9 protein-coding genes and 1 pseudogene are annotated in these 17,147 nt (G+C 42.9%); all 10 read left to right on the top strand.

Annotation, left to right across the window (positions count from 1 at the left end; all coding sequences use genetic code 11):
* The 10 genes and pseudogenes from CW370_RS12800 to CW370_RS12750 all read left to right on the top strand — a co-directional run bounded on the left by CW370_RS12800 (position 1) and on the right by CW370_RS12750 (position 17,143).
* Complete coding sequence (locus CW370_RS12800) at positions 1 to 1,617, top strand: T7SS effector LXG polymorphic toxin (RefSeq protein ID WP_101169686.1); 1,617 nt, start codon at positions 1 to 3, stop codon at positions 1,615 to 1,617.
* A 16-nt stretch (positions 1,618 to 1,633) separates the two neighbouring features.
* Positions 1,634 to 1,972 carry a hypothetical protein gene (locus tag CW370_RS12795; protein WP_015250873.1) on the top strand — a complete coding sequence of 113 codons (339 nt, stop codon included), beginning with the start codon at positions 1,634 to 1,636 and terminating at the stop codon, positions 1,970 to 1,972.
* A 421-nt stretch (positions 1,973 to 2,393) separates the two neighbouring features.
* Positions 2,394 to 4,223 carry a PTS beta-glucoside transporter subunit IIABC gene (gene bglP, locus CW370_RS12790; RefSeq protein WP_101169685.1) on the top strand — a complete coding sequence of 610 codons (1,830 nt, stop codon included), beginning with the start codon at positions 2,394 to 2,396 and terminating at the stop codon, positions 4,221 to 4,223.
* 22 nt (positions 4,224 to 4,245) lie between these two features.
* Positions 4,246 to 5,655, top strand: a complete 1,410-nt coding sequence (gene bglH, locus CW370_RS12785) for an aryl-phospho-beta-d-glucosidase (RefSeq protein ID WP_101169734.1) — start codon at positions 4,246 to 4,248, stop codon at positions 5,653 to 5,655.
* A 102-nt stretch (positions 5,656 to 5,757) separates the two neighbouring features.
* Positions 5,758 to 6,204: a universal stress protein gene (locus tag CW370_RS12780; RefSeq protein ID WP_015714985.1), complete on the top strand. Its 447-nt coding sequence runs from the start codon at positions 5,758 to 5,760 to the stop codon at positions 6,202 to 6,204.
* 151 nt (positions 6,205 to 6,355) lie between these two features.
* Positions 6,356 to 7,291, top strand: coding sequence for a DMT family transporter (locus CW370_RS12775; RefSeq protein ID WP_101169733.1), 936 nt, complete (start codon positions 6,356 to 6,358; stop codon positions 7,289 to 7,291).
* Between the two features lie 162 nt (positions 7,292 to 7,453).
* Positions 7,454 to 14,461 carry a tRNA nuclease WapA gene (gene wapA, locus CW370_RS12770; RefSeq protein WP_101169684.1) on the top strand — a complete coding sequence of 2,336 codons (7,008 nt, stop codon included), beginning with the start codon at positions 7,454 to 7,456 and terminating at the stop codon, positions 14,459 to 14,461.
* 22 nt (positions 14,462 to 14,483) lie between these two features.
* Positions 14,484 to 15,406 (top strand): annotated as a pseudogene (gene wapI, locus CW370_RS12765) (immunity protein WapI).
* 89 nt (positions 15,407 to 15,495) lie between these two features.
* On the top strand, positions 15,496 to 15,627 hold the full coding sequence (locus CW370_RS12760) for a hypothetical protein (protein ID WP_101169682.1): 132 nt from the start codon (positions 15,496 to 15,498) through the stop codon (positions 15,625 to 15,627).
* 367 nt (positions 15,628 to 15,994) lie between these two features.
* Positions 15,995 to 17,143 (top strand): rhamnogalacturonan acetylesterase, encoded by a 1,149-nt coding sequence (locus CW370_RS12750; protein ID WP_101169680.1) that lies wholly within the window; start codon positions 15,995 to 15,997, stop codon positions 17,141 to 17,143.
* Positions 17,144 to 17,147 lie beyond the last annotated feature (4 nt).

Genomic DNA, 17,147 nt, shown 5'->3' with positions numbered 1-17,147 from the left:
TTGAAAACATTAGATGTCCACGCTCTTCACGAGGGCATTCAGCATACGATTGAGAAACTGGACAAGCAAAAACAACAGCTGGAGAAGCTGGAAAAAAGCGTTGAGCATCTGGCAGGCATGAAGGATGCGCTGAAAGGAAAAGGCGGAGATGCCATCCGGACCTTTTACGAGGAGTGCCACAAGCCTTTTCTCCTTTTCTTTGGCATGTTTATCGACGAATACAAAAAAGTGCTGAAACAAACACAGCATGCGATTTCCTCTGTAGAATCTGACTCCCACGGCATGATCGCAGAGGCTTTTCTCTCACACGATGCGAGACATGGGGTCAAGCATGCACGAGAAGTGACAGAGCAGCTCACTGACGCAGTCAATCGCCAGACATCAGCCATCGGCCACATCGTCAGCTTGCCGGCAGTCAATGATACCTTTTTCCGAATGGAAACAGAACAGGCTGAGCGACTGATTTCAGACACCCTGAATAAGCTCTTTCAATTTGACGGCCAGCAAACCCAAGCACTAGAAACCGCAAAATCAGATTTTCAAACGATGAAAAAATACATGGATCAGCTCGAAACGATGTACACAGGGCCGAAAATTGAAATCACAGGCTACAAAACCGGCTCTATTTTGAAATCACAGGAAGAAGAAAACATCAACCAAACCTTCGGCGGCATTAACTCTCAAATGAAGCAGCCGGATGATTCACCGATGGAGATGATGCTGAAGAAATTAGCCGAGAATGAAAAGTCTAAAGTGGATTCAGTTGTCAAAACGGGTCATTCTAAAAAGGTAAGTAAAAATATCATCGTTATCAATGGTAAAGTGTATAATACGAGTGAACATAGAGAACATATAAAAACTGATTTCTCAAATGCAGAGGTTAAGCAAGTCGTTTATAATGATACACTTTACAATGTATACATATCTGGTAATGACATGAAGCTTGAACCTGTCGTCTCGCTTTCGGACATTAAAGTGGATGAGAATGGATATGTGAAAATTTTAGAGACAGCTGTAGAACTTACCGGCGTGTATGATCTTTTTAAGGCAGCCACGGGCAGAGATCCGGTATCAGGCGAAAAAGTCACAGGGAAAGACCGTGTTGTTGCCTCCATAAACTCAGTACCATTTGCCAAAATAGCTAAGTTAGAAAAGTTAATAGATATTAATAAACTTATTAATGATGGGAAAAAGGCTAAGAAGGCTGCGGAAGTTAAAAACGTTGCTAAGGATACGGGTAATGGTGTACCTTCTTATGGAAAGAAGTCAGTACCTAAAGGACCTTACAGAGAAGTACATGGATTCCCAGTTAAAGTAAAGCCAGGTGCTCAAGAGAAACATATTCCTAATACGCCAAATTACAAACAAGAAATAGCAAATGGTAAAAACAAGAGTATTTTCTATGGTGATAATAAAACAGCACAGGAATTGCTTGATAAGTTTGCAGGAAAAGGTCAACTACTACCAAACGGTAAAAAAGAAAGAGTAGACTTTGGTAAACCAATTGGAAAATACTATGATCGTGATACTGGTGAATACATTGAAACTACTAGAGGAATGATTCATTACGGAAAAGACGGAGCGCATATAGTGCCTTCAGAACCATTAAAGAAGTAATAAGAGGAGGATATACATGGAATATGATCCTTTAATAAAAGCGTTAAAAGAGTATAAAGATAGTGACTTGATAATAGAGTGGGATAGTGGATTAAAGATTATTGGTGAACCAGACACACTCTTTGAAACAGACAATGGGTTGGATGACGATGATGTGAATTTTATCGAATATTATGCAGTTACATTTCAAGTAAATGATATTTTAGCTCATCCTACTAGTGAAGAAAGTAGTTTATATAATTGGTTAATACAAAAGAAAGGTTCATTAGTTGAAATTTCACTTTATGATGATCCGCCAAGTGCAGTTTTTTTAACTGACGGAGAAAGTATATGGAAAAGGGATAGTCAAAAATAAAACATATACCTTGATGGGCTAAATAGCCTTTCAAGGTTTTTTACTTTTATATTAAGTCAGCTGATATATTTGATAGTATTTTCGGAAAAATAAAACAAAATATACAAAATGGCTTCCCTCTATAACAAAACAGTCCTCAATAAGTATTCCCTTTAGTCAACACCAAAAATGAAAGCGTTGACATCCCGCAAATCTAGTGCTAAAGTATACCTACAACAAATAAAACGACCCGTCAGGATTGTTACTGCGAAAGCAGGCAAAACCTAAATGGTGCAGGTGCAGGAGGAGACTCTCGCAATCTGTGACATTTAGGTTTTTTTTATTCTCTTTTAGGAGGTGATGCAGCATTTGATACAAAAAAAGCTGGTGAAAGGCGGCCACCTTTCTTCCAGCAGTCCCCCCATAAAAAGGAGGTATACACATGGATTATGATAAATTATCGAAGGACATATTACAACTCGTAGGCGGTGAAGACAATGTTCAGCGCGTGATTCACTGCATGACGAGGCTGCGTTTTAATCTTCATGACAATTCGAAGGCGGATCGCAGTCAGCTGGAGCAGCTGCCTGGAGTGATGGGCACCAATATCAGCGGCGAGCAGTTTCAAATCATTATCGGAAACGATGTGCCGAAGGTGTATCAGGCGATTGTGCGGCAGAGCAATCTCAGTGATGAGAGGAGCGCTGGTTCATCCTCTAAGAAAAAGAATGTGCTGAGTGCGGTCTTTGATGTGATTTCTGGTGTGTTTACCCCGATTCTGCCTGCGATTGCGGGGGCGGGAATGATCAAAGGGCTTGTTGCGCTGGCAGTTACGTTTGGCTGGATGGCGGAGAAGAGCCAGGTTCATGTCATTTTGACGGCTGTCGGTGACGGCGCGTTCTACTTCCTGCCGCTCCTGCTAGCGATGAGTGCGGCGAGAAAATTCGGAAGCAATCCGTATGTAGCGGCAGCCATTGCGGCGGCGATTCTGCATCCGGATTTGACAGCCCTGCTCGGTGCGGGGAAACCGATTTCCTTTATCGGGCTTCCTGTAACCGCTGCCACTTATTCGTCAACGGTCATCCCGATTTTGCTGGCGATTTGGATTGCTTCATACGTAGAAAAATGGATTGACCGTTTCACACACGCGTCTCTCAAATTGATTGTGGTTCCGACATTCACACTATTGATTGTCGTCCCGCTGACATTGATTACAGTCGGTCCGCTTGGCGCTATTTTAGGAGAATACTTGTCTACTGGGGTCAATTATTTGTTTGATCATGCAGGGCTTTTGGCGATGATTTTGCTGGCGGGTACATTCTCTTTAATCATTATGACTGGCATGCACTATGCCTTTGTGCCGATCATGATCAACAACATCGCTCAAAACGGCCACGATTATTTACTGCCGGCTATGTTTTTGGCGAATATGGGGCAGGCGGGAGCATCATTTGCCGTCTTCCTTCGCTCCAGAAACAAAAAATTTAAATCACTCGCGCTTACCACAAGCATCACGGCGCTAATGGGGATTACAGAACCTGCGATGTACGGCGTGAATATGCGATTGAAAAAGCCGTTTGCGGCCGCTTTGATTGGCGGTGCAGCCGGTGGCGCGTTTTACGGCATGACGGGTGTTGCTTCCTATATCGTCGGGGGGAATGCAGGTCTCCCGAGCATCCCTGTCTTTATCGGCCCAACGTTTATTTACGCGATGATCGGCCTTGTGATTGCGTTTGCGGCGGGAACAGCAGCTGCGTATTTGCTTGGATTCGAGGATGTGCCTTCTGACGGCAGCCAGCAGCCGGCAGTGCATGAAGGCAGCAGAGAGATCATTCACAGCCCGATTAAGGGAGAAGTGAAAGCATTAAGTGAAGTCAAAGACGGAGTGTTTTCTGCCGGGATCATGGGAAAAGGATTCGCCATTGAGCCTGAAGAAGGAGAAGTTGTGTCGCCTGTTCGTGGAAGCGTTACCACCATTTTTAAAACAAAACACGCAATTGGCATTACGAGTGATCAGGGAGCTGAAATACTCATACACATTGGATTGGACACGGTGAAGCTGGAGGGACAATGGTTCACGGCTCACGTCAAAGAAGGCGACAAGGTCGCACCGGGAGATCCGCTCGTGTCCTTTGATCTGGAGCAAATCAAAGCCGCGGGATATGACGTCATTACCCCGGTGATCGTGACCAATACAGACCAATATTCATTTTCGCCGGTAAAAGAGATCGGTAAAGTGCAGACAAAAGAAGCGCTGCTTGCTTTATCTTGAAAAAACTAATGGGGTGATCTATATGAGTTCAAACGCAAAACGATTTCCAGAAGGATTTTTATGGGGCGGCGCAGTTGCTGCCAACCAAGTGGAGGGTGCTTATAACGAGGGTGGTAAGGGGCTTTCGACAGCTGACGTATCGCCGAACGGGATCATGTCTCCATTTGATGAATCAATGACTTCCTTGAATCTGTATCACAACGGGATTGACTTTTATCATCGTTATAAAGAGGATATCGCCTTATTTGCAGAAATGGGATTTAAGGCGTTCCGCACATCGATTGCGTGGACGAGAATTTTTCCGAATGGCGATGAAGAGGAGCCCAATGAAGACGGCCTCAGATTTTATGATGATCTGTTTGATGAGCTGTTAAAGCATCATATTGAGCCTGTCGTAACCATTTCTCATTATGAAATGCCGCTCGGTTTAGTGAAAAAGTATGGCGGCTGGAAGAATCGTAAAGTCATAGAGTTTTATGAACGCTATGCCAAAACGGTTTTCAAACGCTATCAACACAAAGTGAAGTATTGGATGACGTTTAATGAAATTAACGTGGTGCTCCATGCGCCATTTACCGGGGGCGGTCTTGTTTTTGAAGAAGGAGAAAACAAATTAAACGTGATGTACCAGGCGGCACACCACCAATTTGTGGCCAGTGCTCTTGCTGTCAAAGCGGGCCACGACATCATTCCTGATTCGAAAATCGGCTGTATGATAGCGGCAACGACAACCTATCCGATGACTTCTAAGCCGGAGGATGTCTTCGCGGCAATGGAGAATGAGCGCAAAACACTTTTCTTCTCAGATGTTCAGGCAAGAGGCGCATACCCGGGATATATGAAACGCTATCTGGCAGAAAACAATATTGAAATTGAAATGGCTGAAGGCGATGAAGAGCTCTTGAAAGAACATACGGTGGATTATATTGGATTCAGCTACTACATGTCGATGGCGGCGAGCACAGATCCGGAAGAGCTTGCAAAATCAGGGGGCAACCTGCTGGGCGGAGTCAAAAACCCTTACCTCAAATCATCAGAATGGGGCTGGCAGATTGATCCGAAAGGCTTGCGCATCACGCTCAACACCTTATACGACCGTTATCAGAAGCCGCTGTTCATCGTTGAAAACGGCCTTGGCGCTGTAGACAAGGTTGAAGAGGACGGCACGATTCAGGACGATTACAGAATCAACTATCTGCGTGATCATTTAATTGAAGCGCGCGAAGCCATTGCGGACGGCGTTGAATTAATCGGATACACATCATGGGGGCCAATTGACCTTGTCAGCGCATCTACTGCGGAAATGAAAAAACGCTACGGCTTCATTTATGTGGACCGGGACAATGAAGGACATGGAACATTTAACCGTATCAAGAAAAAAAGCTTCAACTGGTATCAGCAGGTTATCGCCACAAACGGAGAGAGTCTCTGACAATTTTTTGAAAACTCATGCGCTTCAATTGACAATAACGAAATGCAGGCGGACAATAAAAGAGAAAGATGAACCACCCACAGTCCGAAAGGCGGGAAGAGCATGTTTAACAAAATGTTAGTAGCGATTGACGGATCAGACATGAGTGCAAAAGCGCTTGATGCCGCAGTGCATTTGGCAAAAGAGCAACAAGCGGAACTAAGCATTCTTCATGTGGGGAGAGAAGCCGTCGTCACGACTTCTTCTCTGACGGGAATTGTCTATGTGCCTGAACACTTTATTGATGAAATCAGGAACGAGGTTAAAAAAGAGGGCCTGAAAATCCTTGAGAATGCAAAAGAAAAAGCAGCCGAAAAAGGCGTTCAAGCTGAAACCATTTACGCGAATGGCGAGCCGGCGTATGAGATACTAAATCACGCAAAAGAGAAAGGCGTCAGCCTGATTGTAGTTGGCAGCCGGGGGATCAGCGGCCTGAAAGAAATGATGCTTGGAAGCGTCAGCCATAAAGTGTCTCAATTATCAACATGCCCGGTTTTGATTGTTCGATAGATTTGTAAAAAAAGCGCCCTTGGGCGCTTTTTTTTATTTAGAATAGAAGTGTTATAATATCTACATGTAAAAAAGAGGAATTCTATGTGTAGATTTCTGAATTCATAAAAAACAGTTTATGCTATGCAGTACTGGAGGTAGAATACGTTTGATGCAACAGGATCTTTCCATATCGTCAAAACAAAAATCAACAGCCGTAATCAAAATGGTCATCTCCATGGTGATTTTCGGTTCTATCGGCTTTTTCTCAGAGCATACCAATCTGCCGTCATTTGAATTGGTCTTTGTCCGCTGCCTTTGCGCGACGCTGTTTTTAGGCCTTTGCTGGCTGGCGTCCGGCCAGTATAAAACTGAAAAATGGAGCAAGAGAGACGTGCTGCAAACATTGGCGTGCGGTTTCTTTCTTGTATTCAACTGGGTGTTCTTATTTAAGTCTTTTGAAGAAACGTCCGTTACAATTGCCATCTCCGTTTATCATCTAGCGCCGGTGCTTGTTCTTCTTCTGGGGAGCTTCTTCTACAGAGAGAAATTAAATGTGATCTCCGTCAGCTCCATTATCATCTGCTTTCTGGGAACTGCGCTGATTTCCGGGATTAACGGCAGCACTTCATTGACACAGCTGATGGGATCAGGGATCATATGGGCAGTTCTCGCCGCACTGTTTTATGCGTTCACCACTTTATTGGGAAAAGGCATTCACAATCTCAGTCCTTACACGACCACCTTCTTGCAGACGGGTTTAGGGGTTATCATCCTGATTCCGTTTATTCACTTTGGCGCTTTTGCTGACCTATCTCAGGGAAACTGGATTATGGTGGTATCTACCGGCATCATCCATACGGGTATTGTATATTTGTTGTTTTTTGACAGTTTGCGATTTTTATCAACGAAATTTATTTCAATCATTGTATTTCTCGACCCCGCTGTCGCGATCGTGCTCGATACCGTCTTCACAGGCTTCCGCCCTGACCTCTATCAAACGCTTGGCATCGTAATGATCTTTGCGGGCATGGCCTTGACGCTTGTCAGGAGGCAGGGGAAGGCGAATGTGACAGCTGAGGGTACGGAGATTGAACAAATACAATAAAAAATGTAAAAAGGCCTATGCGGCCTTTTTTTTGTTTTAGGTCAATTGACTCTCGCTAATCCTTAAAATAAGATAAATTTTCTAGAAAAATATTGTAATAATATTTCAGTCTAGTTAAGATTATTGAGTAAATATTACTTTTATTACAAAAGGAGAGAGAAAATGAAAAAAAGAAAGAGGCGAAACTTTAAAAGGTTCATAGCAGCATTTTTAGTGTTGGCTTTAATAATTTCATTAGTGCCAGCCGATGTACTGGCAAAATCCACAGAAGAAGAGAATGGAAATCGTATTGCTGCCGATGATCCAGAAGAAACTCTTCAGAAAGAACAAACTGAGAAAGCTGTACCTTTTGATCCAAAAGATATAAACAAAGAGGGTGAGATCACCTCTGAAAGAACAGAAAATACAAAACTCTATTATGAAGGTGACGGTGTCTATAAACAGGAAGTATACCTTGATCCTATTCATACAAAGGAAACACCTGATGCCGACTGGGAAGACATTTCTCCTGAGTTAAAAGAGTCGACAAGCAAACAAGTCGAGACAGCGAACGCTATTTTGAATTCAGATTTTCAAAAGCAAATGAAGAACGGGCTTTATGCGACTTTTGAGCATAATGACCATAAGGTTACATATTCACTTGTAGAAGCGAAAGGCCTGAATAAAACTTCACTTACTCCGAAAGATACCTCAGCAGATTATAAGACTGACAGTAATGAGATTGTGTATCCGGATGTTTTTCCGAATATTGATCTTCAGACTTTCACATTCAATGAAAACATAAAAGAAGATTTAGTCCTTCATCAGTATGATGGATACAACACATTTACATTTCAGTTAAAAACCGATTTGCAGGCTAAAGAACAAGAGGATGGATCCATTGATTTTTCTGATGAAAAAGGCAAAGTTGTTTTTTCTGTGCCTAAGCCTTTTATGACGGATTCAAAACTAGATGAGCTTTCCGGCGAGGTTGAACGGTCAGACAAAGTCAGCTATAAGCTGGAAAAGAATGAAGAAGGGTATTTGCTTCATCTTACGGCAGACGAGAACTGGCTGAAAGACCCAGAACGCGTATATCCAGTATCTATCGACCCGTCAACTTCTTTATCTGTTTCATCGGACACGTTTGTCATGAGTGCCTACCCGACGACGAACTATTCGGCCTCCTCACAAAAATGGGATGCTAATTTAAAGGCCTATGTACTGAAAACGGGCTATTATGACAAAACAACAGGCACAAACTATGCGTTCATGAAATTTAACAACCTAAAGCCAATTCAAAATATGACTGTCACTAAAGCTACATTAAAAACATACGTAGCCCATTCCTATTATGGAACAAAGGCAACCGGTCTTTGGCTGGATACGGTCAACAGCAATTATGATAATGCAAAAGTGACATGGAACACCAAACCGGCATCTAAAAATATCGGAAAAGCAGACGTCCATAAAGGACAGTGGGCGAGTTATGATGTGACCGCTGCTGTAAAGTCATGGAACTCCGGCGGGGCCAACTATGGATTTAAGCTTCATACAAACGGAAACGGCAAGGAATATTGGAAAAAACTAATTTCTTCAGCGAACTCCGCCAATAAACCGTATATTGAAGTGACGTATACCATACCAAAGGGAAACACCCCTACAATTAAAGCTTATCACAACGGCGATTCCACAGGTTATTTCGATATCAGCTGGAAAAAGGTTGAAGGCGCAAAAGGATATAAGGTATGGATCTACAATGGTAAGGAATATCAAGCGATTTCTGCAGGCAACGTCACGTCGTGGAGCACAAAAGGGAAAAAAATCTGGCCTACGAGCGCAGAAATTGCCTCCAAGAGATATAAACTGCATCTGGACGGCAAGGGTGGAGCTGAATTGGCATTAGATCCATCCCCGGTCTATAAGAATTCCGGCGGAAGCTATGCTACAAGCAAAAACTACTGGATTGGCGTCAGTGCAGTATTTGACCAAGGTGAAGGAGCGATGTCCGCACCGGCAAAGCCCGTTATCCCTAATGTAGGAAAAGCACAAGCACCATCAGCAAAGGGCTACAATAATGGGAATGCCACAGGTTATTTCGATCTTTCTTGGAAAGCTGTATCTGGTGCAACCGGCTATAAGATTCAGGTGTTCAATGGGAAAGGCTTTGAGACACTTGATCTGGGAAATCAGACGTCTTGGACCACCAAAGGGAAAAAGATTTGGCCGACAAGTGCTGAAATTAAGGCTGGGAAATATGCTCTTCATCTGAAAGACGGCAATGGTGCAGAGCTGCCGATCAATCCCGGCCCAACTTATAAAAACGCCGGGGGAGATGGAGCCAAAAGAAATTACTCGTTTAAAATTATCGCATACAACAAAGACGGCGAATCCATTGCATCACCGGCTGCTAACCCGGCACTTCCTGATATCGCTAAGCCAAAGAATTTAACTGGCTATTTGTATACAAATACAAAATCGAGTCAAACGGGCTATGTGAATTTGATATGGGAAAAGGTTCAAAATGCGAAAGGCTATAAAGTTAACATTTACAACGGTAAAGAATATCAATCCTTTGATGTGGGTGACGCGGATCATTGGACAACCCAAAATAAAAACATCTGGCCGACTTCTGAGGAAATCAAAGCTGGAAGCTATAAGCTTCATACAGATGGAAAAGGCGGGGAATTAGCCCTCGATCCATCACCTGTCTATAACAATGCAAATGGGAATTACAAAGGGAAGAAGAATTATTCTTTCACGCTTGTCGCTTATGATGCGAATGGTGAAACAATTCCAACGGCGCCCTTTAACCCAACGTTCCATGAAGGAGCAGAATTCCTTGGGACAGAAGAATACTGGTCTATCATTGATATCCCAAGCGGCCAGTTAAATGGTGCGACAGGCAATGTCATTGTGAATGAAGAAGATTTGTCAATTGACGGACGCGGTCCGGGACTTGGCTTATCGAGAACCTACAACAGTCTTGACAGCTCTGATCACTTATTTGGACAAGGCTGGTATGCTGATGCAGAAACATCTGTCATCTCAACGGATGGCGGGGCAATGTATATCGATGAAGACGCTACGACACATCGATTCACGAAAAAAGCCGATGGCACGTTTCAGCCGCCGACCGGTGTATATCTTGAATTAACAGAAACAGCTGATCAGTTCATATTAAAAACAAAGGATCAAACCAACGCTTATTTCAATAAAAAAGGCGGCAAACTCCAAAAGGTAGTGGATGGCCATAACAATGCAACTGTCTATACTTACAATGACAAAAATCAACTGACCGCCATTACAGATGCATCAGGCCGCAAGCTTACATTTACCTATGATGAAAACGGCCATGTGACGTCCATCACAGGACCTAAGAATAAGAAAGTCACCTACTCATATGAGAATGATTTGCTGAAGAAGGTTACAGATACAGACGGGACTGTCACAAGCTATGACTACGATAGTGAAGGGCGCCTTGTCAAACAGTATTCAGCCAACAGTACCGAAGCAAAGCCTGTCTTTACCGAATATCAGTATAGCGGACACCGTCTCGAAAAAGCGATCAACGCTAAAAAAGAAACATATGTCTACAGCTATGATGCTGATAAAAAGACACTTCTCATGACACAGCCAAATGGCCGGAAGGTACAGTATGGCTATAATGAAGCGGGAAATCCGATTCAGGTCATTGATGATGCTGAAGGGCTAAAAATTACAACGAATACAAAATATGAAGGCAACAATGTCGTAGAAGATGTCGATCCAAACGACGTGGGCACCGGAAAAGCAACGGAAAGCTATCAATATGACAAAGATGGCAACGTTACGTCGGTTAAAGACGCATATGGAACTGAGACATACGAATATAACAAAAACAACGATGTCACAAAAATGAAGGATACCGAGGGCAATGTCACGGATATTGCTTATGACGGACTGGATGCTGTATCCGAAACCGATCAGAGCGGAAAATCATCGTCAGCAGCCGTTTATGATAAATACGGAAATCAGATTCAATCCAGCAAAGATTTATCAGCTTCAACTAATATTTTGAAAGATGGAAGCTTTGAAGCGCAAAAATCTGGCTGGAATCTGACTGCCTCTAAAGACAGCGGCAAAATTTCAGTCATCGCCGATAAAAGCGGAGTTCTTTCCGGATCAAAGGCATTGGAAGTCTTGAGCCAATCAACGTCTGCAGGAACCGATCACGGGTATTCCTCAGCGACTCAAACAGTTGAACTGGAGCCGAATACAACCTATACATTAAGCGGGAAAATCAAAACGGATCTAGCGAAATCAAGAGCCTACTTTAACATTGATCTGCGAGACAAAGATCAAAAACGAATTCAATGGATTCACAATGAATACAGTGCATTAGCCGGAAAAAATGACTGGACAAAACGGCAAATCACTTTTACGACTCCAGCGAATGCAGGAAAAGCCGTTGTGTATATGGAAGTCGATCATAAAGATAAAGATGGCAAAGGAAAAGCATGGTTTGATGAAGTCCAGCTGGAAAAAGGCGAAGTATCATCGAGCTATAACCCAGTTCAAAACAGTAGCTTCACATCAGCAACGGAAAACTGGAATGTAAGCGGGGCATCCGTTGATTCTGAAGAAGGCTTTAATGATGAAGTATCATTAAAAGTTGCCCGGACCAGTGCGTCCCAAGCCGGATCAGTATCAAAACAAACCGTTGTCTTAGGGCAAAGCGCAAATGACAAACCGGTTTATCTCACACTGACAGGCATGTCGAAAGCAAGCAGTGTCAAGTTCACAGATGAAAAAGACTATTCTCTGCAGGCTAATGTCACTTACGCGGACGGCAGCACAGGCGTATACAATGCGAAATTCCCTTCTGGAACACAGGAATGGAACCGCGCAGCTGTTGTTATACCAAAAACAAAGCCGATCAATAAAGTCGATATTAGCATACTGTTCCAAAAGAGCGCAACAGGAACCGCGTGGTTTGATGATATCCGTTTGATTGAAGGAAGCCTTCTGACAAAAAGCACGTATGACAGTAATGGTAACTATGTGACCAAGGAAGAAGATGAACTAGGATACTCTACTTCAACTGATTACGATGAAACTGGTAAGAAAACGTCTGAAACGGATGCAAAAGGTGAAAAAACATCCTATACGTATGATCAGGCAGACCAACTGACAAACATGACGCTCTCCAACGGCACTTCTATCCTTCACAGCTATGATAAGGAAGGCAATGAGGTAAGCAAAACCATCCGGGCGGGAGCAGATCAAACCTATAAATACGAATATGATGTGATGGGCAAGCTTGTCAAAACAACTGACCCTCTGGGCAATGTGCTAGCAAGCGAATATGATGCCAACAGCAATCTGACCAAAACCATTTCACCGAATGGCAACGAAGTATCTCTTTCTTATGATGGAACAGACCGGGTGAAATCAAAGTCGTATAACGGTACAGAAAAGTACAATTTCACGTATGACAAAAATGGAAATGAAACGTCGGTCGTTAATAAAGAGCAGAACACCACAAAGAAACGGACATTTGACAATAAAAACCGTTTAACCGAATTGACTGACCGCGGCGGCAGTCAAACTTGGACATACCCTAGTGACTCCGATAAGCTGAAAACCTTCTCGTGGACTCATGGGGACCAAAAAGGAACGAATCAATTTACGTATAACAAGCTGGATCAAATGATTGAGATGAAAGACAGTACATCTTCCTATTCATTTGATTATGATGAAAATGGCAACGTCCAAACCTTTATTACGGGCAACGGCGGTGGAACAAGTTTTTCATATGACGAAAGAAACCTTGTAAGCTCGCTGCATATCGGTGACAAAAACGGCGGAAACATTCTGACGGAAAGCTATGAATATGATGCCAACGGCAATCGCACAACGATAAACAGCTCAGCAAGCGGCAAGGTGCAATATGAGTATGGGAAGCTGAATCAGCTTGTCAAAGAAACCCATGAAGACGGTACTGTTATTGAATACACATATGATGGATTCGGGAACCGGAAAACCGTTACAACTGTAAAAGACGGCTCAAGCAAAACAGTGAACGCTTCCTTCAACATCATGAACCAGCTGACAAAAGTCAATGATGAAAGCATCTCTTACGATAAAAACGGCAACCGCACATCCGACGGCAAATTCACATATACGTGGGATGCAGAAGATAACCTGACCGCCGTTACCAAAAAAGGCGAAGACAAGCCATTCGCAACATATAAGTATGACGAAAAAGGAAACAGAATCCAAAAAACCGTCAACGGAAAAGTCACGAACTACTTCTACGACGGAGACAGCTTGAACGTCTTGTATGAAACAGACGCGGACAACAACGTCACAAAATCGTACACGTACGGGGACAGCGGCCAGCTGTTATCCTACACAGAAAATGGCAAGAAATATTTCTATCACTACAACGCACACGGCGACGTCATCGCGATCTCAGACAGCACCGGAAAAACGGTTGCCAAATATCAGTACGACGCATGGGGAAATCCAACAAAAACCGAAGCAAGCGACGAAGTGAAAGACAACCGCTACCGCTACGCAGGCTACCAATACGACGAAGAAACCGGCCTGTACTATCTCATGGCCCGCTACTACGAGCCAAGAAACGGCGTGTTCCTATCGCTCGACCCAGACCCGGGCAGTGACGGAGATTCACTGGATCAGAATGGGTATGCTTATGGAAATAATAACCCGGTGATGAATGTTGATCCGGATGGGCATTGGGTTTGGCTTGTGGTAAATGCCGGATTTGCAGCCTATGATGGGTACAAGGCATATAAATCAGGTAAAGGGTGGAAAGGTGCTGCTTGGGCAGCTGCTTCTAACTTTGGGCCTGGGAAGATATTTAAGGGTGCTAAAAGGGTTTATAGGTTTGCGAAATCAGGTAAAAATTTCAACTGGAAACATATCAAAAAAGATCATGGTCCTAAGTCGAAGGCACGAATGCCAAATGGGCAACCAAAAAGCAAGTTTAGAAGTGCTAAAACTTTAAGAAGAACAACTAAGGCAACAGCAAGAACTAGACCGGCATACGTCCAGAAAGATGGTAGAACAGTTCACTTTAAGAAGTTTAAAAAGCCTATTGGAAGAAAAACGAATGGTCGGCATACTTATACTGTAAAGGTTGTTAAGTCTGGAAGGTATGTTGTAACGAGTTACCCTTATTAAAAAGTGAATAAAAGGAAGAGGGATGATTCTTTCTTCCTTTTAAAAATAGAAAGGATGTCATCTATGCATGAACTAAAATTTAGAGATTTGAATGTCGAAGTAAATGAGGAAGATACAGTATTACTATCGATGACTGAATCAGAAATAATTGTATTGACTAAAAAGGAAATCGATTATGGTGCTAAATATATAAATCATATTGTTCTCTACTGTAACACTGATGGACGATTCTTAAATAGCTTTAGCATACAAACAAACGAACAAGTCATAAATGTACAAAAAGTTGATGATTCATTCTTGTTTTTGATTGATAAAGAGTACGAGGATAGTGTTAGAGACGTTGAACCCAATATATATTTGTGGAATCCGATTGAAGGATTCCATCAATCTTTTTATGCGGGGCGGTACATTAATTCAATGATGATAGATCAAAATAAGAATTTATGGGTCGGCTATGATGAAATGGGTATATTTTCATGCGTTGATCAGGAAATAAGTACGAGAGGGATTAATAAATTCGTTTTTAAAAATGGGAAATATGAATTGTATTCCCACGGTGTTAGTTCTTATGTGATTGACCAATATTATTCTACTTTTGTAAGTGAGGATGCCATCTATTTGTATTACAGATCGATGGGTGAAGATTATTTACAAAAATTGAATTTACTTGGAGAAACATTAGAAAGAGTTGAGGTTGGAATAGAGTGTAGTTCATGCATCAAAAATGGATCATCTATTTATCTTTTCAGTCGTCGTGATGATGACTCTTACAATATTGAAAAAGCATTCAAGACGAATGACATGCAAAATTATGTAGAACAAGAAATTTCAAATGAAAACAATGGAGAAAGTCTATGTTTTACACAAGTAGCTTCCTATAAAGATAAGGTTGCAGGAATTGATCATAATAATAAGCTTTTTCTGTTAAATAATCAAAGCTTATAAAAGGGGATGCTTAACAAGTAGACTCATCAAATTTAGTAAGCAGTGAAAGTGAGAAATCTAGATGAAACATAAAAATACGGGGAATTCATTTGAATATCACACAATACGAGAAATTGAAAAAACATCTTTCTGATGAGGATACAGGTCCATTTACATTAAACGAGTTTTCTTTCTATATGAAAGAAGAAGATCGTTATATCCATATTCCTGTGTTTGAATGAAAACTATCTGCTCAAACCTGTGACATCCATTTGTGGTTTGAAGACATTAGTGCATCGAGGCTGGATGACCTTGAATCCATCGATGCAGTTGAGTTGGAGATTGAACCGACTGACGATCAATGGGAAAGACTCCGTTATTATGTGTATGATCAAGAAGATCAGATGAGTTTCTATTGCGGAGGTTGGGATGTGATCAAGTGTGACAAGAAGTCACACTGATTTTCCCCTTTTTTGCTTGAGACCCCCTTTTTAAATATGGCACATCAATTTTATTTTTCAACGCCATTTTTTTCTGCATTCAGTCATCATAAAGAAACAATCATCGAGTATGCATTAATGTATGCGTTTTCATAGAGGGGGAGTCTTGATGAAAAAATGGATGGCAACGGTTTTTGTGATGATGTTGATGATGTGTTTTGGCGGGATTGAGAGTGTGAAGGCAGCTGAGCAGATGGTGTATCAGTTTGACTTTGGAAGCGGTTCGGTGGAGCCTGGTTATATTGGCGTCAGGGCGTCTGATCGGTATGACCGCTCAAAGGGCTACGGTTTTCAAACACCGGAGAATATGAGGGATGTGGCGGCATCCGGGACTGGTGTGAAAAGGGATGCGGTTCAGTTTTTAGCGTATGGGACGAAAAGCAATAACACGTTTAATGTGGATCTCCCGAATGGCCTTTATGAGGTGAAGGTGACGCTTGGCAATACGGCAAGGGCCAGTGTTGCGGCGGAGGGCGTGTTTCAGGTCATTAATATGACAGGGGATGGCGCGGAGGATACGTTCCAAATTCCTGTCACCGACGGGCAGCTGAATCTGCTGGTGACAGAGGGGAAAGCTGGCACCGCTTTTACGCTTAGCGCCTTGAAAATAAAGAAATTGTCTGATCAGCCGGTGACGAACCGAACCATTTATGTCGGCGGCGACTCGACGGTGTGCAATTATTATCCGCTCAACAGCAGCAAGCAGGCGGGCTGGGGGCAGATGCTGCCTCACTATATCGATAAACACACCTTTCAAGTGAGAAACATGGCGTCTGGCGGGCAGATCGCGAGAGGGTTCAGAAATGATGGACAGCTTGAGGCGATCTTGAAGTACATCAAGCCGGGGGATTATTTTATATTGCAGCTCGGCATTAATGACACAAATCCGAAGCATAATGAATCTGAAGCGGAGTTTAAAGAGGTGATGCGTGATATGATTCGTCAGGTGAAAGCGAAAGGAGCGGACGTCATCCTATCAACGCCCCAGGGCCGGGCGACCGATTTTACTTCTGAAGGCATCCATTCGTCTGTAAACAGATGGTACAGGGGCTCTATTTTAGCTTTGGCCGAAGAGGAAAAAACACATCTCATTGACTTAAATGTCCTCAGCTCGGCATACTTTACATCGATCGGTCCGGAAAAAACACTCGCGCTTTATATGGACGGAGATACGCTGCATCCGAACCGCGCTGGGGCCGACGCACTGGCGCGATTGGCTGTTCAGGAGCTAAAACGCCAGGGAATCGATGGCTTTTAATACA

This window comes from Bacillus sp. SN32 (genome assembly GCF_002837495.1).
GTDB lineage: Bacteria > Bacillota > Bacilli > Bacillales > Bacillaceae > Bacillus > Bacillus subtilis.
This window is presented reverse-complemented; position numbering and strand designations above follow the sequence as displayed.

What these genes read in the sequence shown, in the direction of transcription:
- CW370_RS12795 (WP_015250873.1), top strand. Translation starts at nt 1,634, where the DNA reads ATGGAATATGATCCTTTAATAAAAGCGTTAAAAGAGTATAAAGATAGT.
- CW370_RS12750 (WP_101169680.1), top strand. Translation starts at nt 15,995, where the DNA reads ATGAAAAAATGGATGGCAACGGTTTTTGTGATGATGTTGATGATGTGT.
- CW370_RS12775 (WP_101169733.1), top strand. Translation starts at nt 6,356, where the DNA reads ATGCAACAGGATCTTTCCATATCGTCAAAACAAAAATCAACAGCCGTA.
- bglP (WP_101169685.1), top strand. Translation starts at nt 2,394, where the DNA reads ATGGATTATGATAAATTATCGAAGGACATATTACAACTCGTAGGCGGT.
- bglH (WP_101169734.1), top strand. Translation starts at nt 4,246, where the DNA reads ATGAGTTCAAACGCAAAACGATTTCCAGAAGGATTTTTATGGGGCGGC.
- wapA (WP_101169684.1), top strand. Translation starts at nt 7,454, where the DNA reads ATGAAAAAAAGAAAGAGGCGAAACTTTAAAAGGTTCATAGCAGCATTT.
- CW370_RS12780 (WP_015714985.1), top strand. Translation starts at nt 5,758, where the DNA reads ATGTTTAACAAAATGTTAGTAGCGATTGACGGATCAGACATGAGTGCA.